The organism is Mesorhizobium sp. M7A.F.Ca.ET.027.02.1.1 (assembly GCF_004022985.1).
Taxonomy (GTDB): domain Bacteria; phylum Pseudomonadota; class Alphaproteobacteria; order Rhizobiales; family Rhizobiaceae; genus Mesorhizobium.
The window spans coordinates 1-6908 of record NZ_RZOL01000340.1 but is presented as its reverse complement, the minus strand read 5'-3'; the positions used below and the strand labels follow the sequence as shown (position 1 = coordinate 6908).

The window sequence follows — 6908 nt, the reverse complement described above, 5'->3', positions numbered from 1 at the left end:
TGCACAAGCAGAGATGCATGTCGCCCAAAAGTGCGTAGCGGTTTTGGGACAACGACATGCACAAGCAGAGATGCATGTCGCCCAAAAGTGCGTAGCGGTTTTGGGACAACGACATGCACAAGCAGAGATGCATGTCGCCCAAAAGTGCGTAGCGGTTTTGGGACAACGACATGCACAAGCAGAGTTGCATGTCGCCCAAAGGTGCGCAGCGGTTTCGGGCAACGGCATGCACAAATGCCCCCAGGCATGGGCATGGATCGAGGACAACAGACCCGTGGTTCCTGTCATGAGGGTTGCGCTGAAGATTTATGCCGCTCTCATGCTGGCGCAGGTCGGGCTCTGGTCCAATCCGGCGCATGCCGACTGGCGCGATGATATCGGCACGTTTCGCATCGGCATCGTTGCCGAGCCAGGCGCCGGCAACTCCGTTCCGGGGCTGGCACTGTTGACCGACGCCTACACCAAGGCCTTGGGCATGAAGGTCGAGTTTGTCGTTGCCCGCAACTATGCCGCGCTGATCGAGGCGCAGGCCAATGCCCGCATCGAATATGCGATCTATTCGGCCACCGCCTATGCGACGGCTTCGCAGCGCTGCTTATGTATCGAGCCGCTTGTCGCTCCGGTCGATTCAGATGGCGCGATCGGCATCCGCTCCGTTCTGCTGACGCGAGACGGCAAGCTGCCTGCCCTGGGGGCGATGGACCGCCATCGTATCGCCATGGCGCCTTCGGACAGCGTCGGCGGTTCTCTCCTGCCATTGGCGGCGTTGGCCGCGGAGGGCCGCAAGATCGCGGAAGATGCACCGTTTCTGGTCCATGCCGATTCGGCCGCGGCGGCCGAGACGATGCTGGTCGACGGCAAGGCCGATGGCCTGTTCGGCTGGGTGACGGCCGCTGCCGACGGCCTGCGAGAACCGTCGGGCACGCAGGCGAGGTTGGAGGCGGCAGGGGTCTCAGTGACGGCGCTTCGGATCGTATGGACGTCGGGCCTGTTGAGATACGGCCCCCATGCGGTCCGCAGTGATCTCGACCCGGAAGCCAAGCGCCGGCTTGCCGTGTTCCTCACCAACCTCAAGTCGACCACGCCCGATATCTACGACCTCCTGGAATCGAGACATTCCGGCGGCTTCGCTCGCGTGGCGCCAAAAGATTACGAGATGGCCGCTGCTATCGTGCGCTTCGTTTCGGACCGTGGGCCGCAGCAGTAGCTGGAGCGGCCTGCCCAGCGCCTGGCTGCTTCTGTGTTCAACAGTCGCTGCAAGGGATCGCCATGCTTCTGCGGGGGCGCAGGTAGTAGGTTTCGCCCATGGTTATGTTGCTGAAAGCCGAGGTCAGCCCAAGCTTCTGTTGACTGCTCGCGCTCCACGCGATGACCGGCGTGTAGCCGAGGTTGCTTTCGACGCGGATGAGAAAAGTGTTGGCGACTCTGAGCGACGCCGGGACCGTTGTCTCGGTGGTCGCGGCGGCGCCAGGGCTGGCGACGCCGGCTACCAATTTGCGTGACCACACCACCAGTGCCCTCGTCGCATCGGGCGTAACCTGGATTGCCGTGATGGTGATGGTCGGGGGTGAGCGGTTGTAGGGCTGAAGGGTGACGCTGCCGATCTGCATGATGGCGTCGACATCCGCCTTGGCGACGTTCGTCTGCTGGGTGACGAGATCGGCCACCATGCTGCCGATACGGCTGACTTTCTTGCTGGTCTCGATGGCTTGCGACGCTTCCATTGTGAGGAAGTACATGATCAACAGAATTGGCATGATCAACGCGAATTCGACCGCCGCGATGCCGCGCCGATCGGACCAGAATCGACTTGCTTTCCGCCAAACTCCCGTATTCATAAGATGTGCCCCCGCACGAATCATGCCATTGCCCTTTTCTTATACTGATCGTGCATTCCGCTCAGTTGTCGAACGGCTCGTTCTGCCAGGTCACCGATGCGAAATGCAGGGTCCTGTTGCCGCCCATCGACTGCGCCATGAGGTCGGTCATGATGGGCCACTTGTAGAAGACCCGAAGCATGTTCCTCGACTCCGCCGCACCCGCTGTCACTGAGAACGATTGGGTTGCGGTGCCTTTCGTCAGTACGACATCGCCGTTCTGGATCTTGAAGCCTGCCGTGGCCGCATCGGCGAACGATGTATATTGGCGAAGATCCACCAGCAGTTGATTGGGACAATCCTGGGAGACGATGATCTGCAGTTTCGTGCAGATCATGTCCCGCAAATTGGTTCCGGCAACGTCAGCCGCCCCCAACTGGCCGGTGCGCAGTTTGCGCGCTACATCGTCGGTGACGTTGGCCATCACCTCCTGGCCGGCAAACGAGATGCAGCTTTCCAGAATGGCAAAGACAAGCAGCGCGAAGGGGACTGAAAGGATCGCGAATTCGATTGCCGTGGCGCCGCGCCGGTCACGAAGGAAGCGGGCGAAAAACCTTGGGCGTCTCACTCTGTGGTCGCCTGCGCGACCGAATTCCTTGCTCATGTCCGATCCTGCCGATCTCTATGTGGTCTCGGAAGGAGCATTAGCGCAAACCGATTGAGGTCCGGTTTGGATGATCGTTAAAGTCGGCGCAGGCCTCTTAACCAGACAATAACCGGAACGGCAGTCGGCAACGCCACCTATCGGCTGACGCTCATCTCCGCTTCTGAAGACTTCTCCGCCTCGCTCTTGTATGAGCTTTCGCAATAGGGTGTGCACGACATCGTCTGGATTTCGGCGCGCCGGTAAATGCGCACGGACGAGGCGGCTTGCCGCACCACGGTAACCTGCTCGTCCACGATGGGGCTGCCGTCCGTATCGAGCACGACCAGATTGGTGACCCCGAAGCCTTTGCCGGTGAGCACGATCGTCGATGCGTCCTGCACGGAAGCGTCGGCGATTGCCGGGTTGCCGACCACGATGGTGTCGGCGGGACGCGACAGTTTGACGATCTTGGCCTGGTTCATCGTGACCTCGATGCCGGCGCCGGCCATGGCGGGCGTGCCGAAGGTCGTGGCGGCAAGAAGCGCGGCAATCAGGATTGACGATCTCGGCTGGGCCATTGAGGCGCTCCACGCAGGCGGACTGATCAACGGAACATGAACGAGATTGGTGAACCAACGGTTAAGCATGCGATGTTGCCAATCGTGCAATGGCCGCCAAGGGCGTCCGCGACGCGCGGTCCGGTCGGGTCGCAAGCCTACCAAACCCGGGTCTGGAAGGCTCAGCGGTACATTAGCCCGAGGTTAACCACGCAATATGTTCGAACCGGGAAAGGAATCGGTAAGGCTGTTTCTTAAGCCGATCGAAAGAGCTTCTCCATAGATTGGCAGCATCCGATCAACCATCACAGAAGTTGACGGAAGTGCTGTAACACGTGGAGTAGGAGCTCTCGAATGTCTAATCTCATCGCACGTTTTGTGAAGGACGAATCCGGCGCGACCGCGATCGAATATGGTCTGATCGCCGCTCTCATCGCGCTCGCCATCATCACTGGCGCCGGCACGCTCGGCAATGCGCTGAACGCCAAGTTCACCAACATCGGCAGCACCCTGAACGGCACGCCGAGCGGCAGCTGATCGGCTTATCGCCGAGCACTTGCATTACATTTCTGGAAAAGGGCCGCCGCGTGGCGGCCCTTTTTCTATGCCGCTGCCAATATAGGTCGTCTTTTCGTTCCTGGCCTCATCAATCGTTAATCGAACATGCTTAGATTGAGCCCTATGAAATCGGACAATAGGCGTGGCGCCGATGCTTGAAGCCCTGATCTTCGTCGTTTTTCCGTTCTGCATGCTGTTTGCCGCGATCTCCGACATGCTGTCGATGACGATCGCCAATCGCGTGCCGGTGCTGCTTGTCGCCGTTTTTGCGCTGGTCGCGCCCCTGACAGGCATGGACTGGGCGGCCTATGGCGGACATTTCGCCGCCGGCGCCCTGGTTCTGGCCGTGACGTTCGGCCTGTTTGCGATGGGCGGCATGGGCGGCGGCGACGCCAAGCTTCTGGCCGCCACCGCGATGTGGATGGGCGTCAATGTCAATCTCGTGGAGTATCTTGTCGCCTCGACAATCATCGGCGGCCTGCTGACGCTGGCGATCATCCTCTACCGGAAGTCGCTGCTTGCGGCCGTTACCGGCCAAAATCCGTTTCTGCGCCATTTCGCCGACGAGGAAAAAGGTGTTCCCTACGGTGTCGCGCTCGGCCTTGGCGGCTTGCTGACCTATCCGGATTCGCCCTTGATGGCATGGGCGCTTGCCAGGCTGGCGACCTGAGCGCGATCTTATTTTGTTGTCCGTCAGCATTGCCGAAACCTCGTTCTCAACAGGGCTGGCCCGGCCATTTTGGCCGGTCAGGCCACATTCCGGCTAATTTATGTAAACCTTAAATTAATCACGATCGTAAGCATTACATTAACCTTGTTTTGACGATTGCCGCTGCAAAGTCCGGCTTGGCTACGTGGTTTGCCAGGGCAAGGGTTCGGACAAATGCCAGCATCGCGATTGATAATTCTGAGCGTGGCGGTGGCCGCGGCGGGTGGCGCTGGCTATGTCGCGAAGAACATGGTGGCACCGCCGCCCCAGGTCGTCGTCGATTCCGGCCCCCAGGCCCCGGCGGTGGCACTCCAGGATGTGCTTGTGCTTTCAGGCGACGTTCCGATGGGTAGCCCGATCCAAAACAACATCGCCTGGCAATCCTGGCCCGCCGACGGCGTCAACGCGAATTTCATCACCCGCACGGCCGAGCCCGAGGCACTGGACAAGCTGAAGAGTTCCGTTGCCCGTGTGGCGATGTATGCCGGAGAACCGCTGCGGCGGTCCAAGCTGATCGGCGAGGGCCAGAGCTTCATGTCGTCGATCCTGCCTTCCGGCATGCGGGCGGTCGCCACGGCCATCTCGGCCGATACGTCGGCCGGCGGCTTCATTCTTCCCAACGATTTCGTCGACGTCATCATGACCCGCAGGGCCGATGCCGCCAGCGGCGCCGCCGGCTTCAACACCGAGACCATCCTCAAGAACATCCGCGTCCTGGCCATCGATCAGACCATTCAGGAGGACGAGGAAGGCAAGAAGACCAGGGTGGGTCAGACCGCCACGCTGGAACTGACGCCCAAGCAGGCGGAGATCATCACCGTCGCCCAGCAGATGGCGGATCGCCTGACCCTGGCGCTGCGGGCGGTCGCGGACACGCAGGAAAAAAATCTGGGTGAGGCCGACTATCTCGTTTCCGGCAATGGCCGCAGAGGAACGGTGAGGCTGATCAAGTCGGGCGAAGTTTCCGAAGTGGGAGCAAGGAAATGAGGCTAGGTGGCAAACTGCCGGCAATTGTAGCCGCGGCATTCGGCCTGCTGCTCGTCGGATCGAATTTGCAAGGCAGCGTCGTTGAGGCAAAGAACGCGCAGGTCACGGCATCGACGGCCACTCAGCGCGTCAAGCTCGGCCTCAACAAGTCGGTGGTCATCGACCTGCCGAGCGATGCCTACGACATTCTCGTCGCCAACCCGGCGGTGGCCGATGCGGTGACCCGAACCGCGCGGCGCATCTATCTGTTCGGCAAGGCGGTCGGCGAGACGAACATATTTGTCTTCGGCCCGAATGGCGAGCAGATCGTCAGTCTGGACCTTGCCGTCGAACGCGACGTTGCCGGCCTTGAGGATTATATCAGGCGCTTCCTGCCGACGTCGGCCGTCAAGGTGGAACTGCTGAACGATAACGTCGTTCTCACAGGAACCGTGGATACCCCGCTGGATGCCAAGCGTGCCGAACAGTTGGCAAACATGTTCGTGTCGGGTGGTGAGGCAACGACGGGACAATATTCGCAGACCGCGGCCGGCGGTTCGGCCCAGAGCGGTGTCGACATCAACAATCCGGACCAGGAGCGCCGCACCAGCCAGATCGTCAACCTGATCCAGATCATTGGCGATGACCAGGTGACGCTGAAGGTGACGGTCGCCGAAGTCAGCCGCTCGGTGATGAAGCAGCTCGGCGTCAACATGGTTGGCAGCGGCGGCAGCAACGGCATTAGTTACGGCGCAATCAGCGACAACTTCACGGGTCTCGGCAAACAGCTGTCGAACTCCGGCTTTCAAATCGGCGCTTCAGGACTGCAGGCTTATGTGAACGCCATGGAGCAGTCCGGGGTGATGAAGACCTTGGCCGAGCCGACCTTGACGGCTGTGTCGGGCGAGAAGGCAACCTTCAAAGTCGGCGGTGAATACAATATGGTCACGGGTGTCTCGGCAAATGTATCGCAAGACAACCAGACCGGCCTGAAGACCTACAGCGTCGAAAAGATCGAGTACGGCATCGGCCTGGAATTCCAGCCGGTTGTGTTGTCTCCCGGCCGCATAAGTTTGAAAGTCAGGACGTCGGTTTCCGAGCCGACAACCGAGGGATCCGTATCGTTCTCCTCAGGCGTGACGAGTCCCGGAATGAATGCCCTGTCGCTGCGCAAACGCCTTGCCGACACAACGGTGGAATTGCCATCCGGTGGCTCCATGATGATCGCCGGCCTGGTTCGCGACGACGTCAGGCAAGCCGTCAACGGATTGCCTGGACTGACAAAGATCCCGGTGCTTGGCGCGCTCTTCCGTAGCAGGGATTTCGTGCGAAACGAGACCGAGCTCGTCATCATCATCACGCCCTATCTGGTGAAGCCGGTGGCGCGCAACGACCTCGCCAAGCCGGACGACAATTTCAACGCCGCCAGCGATGGCGCCGGCATGTTCCTTGGCCGCGTCAATCGCGTCTACGGCACCATGCAGACCGACAAGCCCAATGGCCGCTACCACGGCGTTGTCGGCTTCATCTACAAGTAAGCGGGGAAGCGGACATGTCTCAGTCAGCATTGAAGGCAAGCACCATCGCCGCAACGACCCGGCGAGCCGTTCCTGTCCTGGCGGTTGCGGTGGCGGCGCTGCTCGCCGGCTGCGCCC

General features: G+C 60.6%; 8 protein-coding genes. 5 read left to right on the top strand and 3 right to left on the bottom strand.

Features of this window, described 5'->3' with window-relative positions; translation table 11 throughout:
* Nucleotides 1-286 precede the first annotated feature (286 nt).
* Nucleotides 287-1207 carry a PhnD/SsuA/transferrin family substrate-binding protein gene (locus EN749_RS27475; protein WP_189367735.1) on the top strand — a complete coding sequence of 307 codons (921 nt, stop codon included), beginning with the start codon at nucleotides 287-289 and terminating at the stop codon, nucleotides 1205-1207.
* 37 nt (nucleotides 1208-1244) lie between these two features.
* Here EN749_RS27475 and EN749_RS27470 read toward each other — a convergent pair whose 3' ends face one another.
* The 3 genes from EN749_RS27470 to EN749_RS27460 form a co-directional block, all read right to left on the bottom strand.
* Nucleotides 1245-1862 (bottom strand): TadE/TadG family type IV pilus assembly protein, encoded by a 618-nt coding sequence (locus EN749_RS27470; protein ID WP_127807958.1) that lies wholly within the window; start codon nucleotides 1860-1862, stop codon nucleotides 1245-1247.
* A 37-nt stretch (nucleotides 1863-1899) separates the two neighbouring features.
* On the bottom strand, nucleotides 1900-2481 hold the full coding sequence (locus EN749_RS27465) for a TadE/TadG family type IV pilus assembly protein (protein ID WP_127807957.1): 582 nt from the start codon (nucleotides 2479-2481) through the stop codon (nucleotides 1900-1902).
* A 137-nt stretch (nucleotides 2482-2618) separates the two neighbouring features.
* On the bottom strand, nucleotides 2619-3041 hold the full coding sequence (locus EN749_RS27460) for a pilus assembly protein N-terminal domain-containing protein (protein ID WP_127381302.1): 423 nt from the start codon (nucleotides 3039-3041) through the stop codon (nucleotides 2619-2621).
* A 333-nt stretch (nucleotides 3042-3374) separates the two neighbouring features.
* On the opposite strand from EN749_RS27460, the gene EN749_RS27455 reads away from it, so the two are divergent.
* From EN749_RS27455 to EN749_RS27440, 4 genes are all read left to right on the top strand, one after another.
* Complete coding sequence (locus EN749_RS27455; protein WP_063171181.1) at nucleotides 3375-3557, top strand: Flp family type IVb pilin; 183 nt, start codon at nucleotides 3375-3377, stop codon at nucleotides 3555-3557.
* A 172-nt stretch (nucleotides 3558-3729) separates the two neighbouring features.
* A complete protein-coding gene (locus EN749_RS27450; RefSeq protein WP_127807956.1) occupies nucleotides 3730-4248 on the top strand; it encodes a prepilin peptidase in 519 nt (172 codons plus the stop codon).
* A gap of 213 nt (nucleotides 4249-4461) precedes the next feature.
* Nucleotides 4462-5274 (top strand): Flp pilus assembly protein CpaB, encoded by an 813-nt coding sequence (gene cpaB, locus EN749_RS27445; protein WP_023811377.1) that lies wholly within the window; start codon nucleotides 4462-4464, stop codon nucleotides 5272-5274.
* Nucleotides 5271-6791 carry a type II and III secretion system protein family protein gene (locus EN749_RS27440; protein WP_127807955.1) on the top strand — a complete coding sequence of 507 codons (1521 nt, stop codon included), beginning with the start codon at nucleotides 5271-5273 and terminating at the stop codon, nucleotides 6789-6791. Before cpaB ends, EN749_RS27440 begins: the two co-directional genes overlap by 4 nt.
* The last annotated feature ends 117 nt before the right edge of the window (nucleotides 6792-6908 follow it).

Excerpts from the sequence above, each read along its gene's own strand:
- EN749_RS27475 (WP_189367735.1), top strand. The coding sequence starts at position 287 with ATGAGGGTTGCGCTGAAGATTTATGCCGCTCTCATGCTGGCGCAGGTC.
- EN749_RS27470 (WP_127807958.1), bottom strand. The coding sequence starts at position 1,862 with ATGATTCGTGCGGGGGCACATCTTATGAATACGGGAGTTTGGCGGAAA.
- EN749_RS27465 (WP_127807957.1), bottom strand. The coding sequence starts at position 2,481 with ATGAGCAAGGAATTCGGTCGCGCAGGCGACCACAGAGTGAGACGCCCA.
- EN749_RS27460 (WP_127381302.1), bottom strand. The coding sequence starts at position 3,041 with ATGGCCCAGCCGAGATCGTCAATCCTGATTGCCGCGCTTCTTGCCGCC.
- EN749_RS27455 (WP_063171181.1), top strand. The coding sequence starts at position 3,375 with ATGTCTAATCTCATCGCACGTTTTGTGAAGGACGAATCCGGCGCGACC.
- EN749_RS27450 (WP_127807956.1), top strand. The coding sequence starts at position 3,730 with ATGCTTGAAGCCCTGATCTTCGTCGTTTTTCCGTTCTGCATGCTGTTT.
- cpaB (WP_023811377.1), top strand. The coding sequence starts at position 4,462 with ATGCCAGCATCGCGATTGATAATTCTGAGCGTGGCGGTGGCCGCGGCG.
- EN749_RS27440 (WP_127807955.1), top strand. The coding sequence starts at position 5,271 with ATGAGGCTAGGTGGCAAACTGCCGGCAATTGTAGCCGCGGCATTCGGC.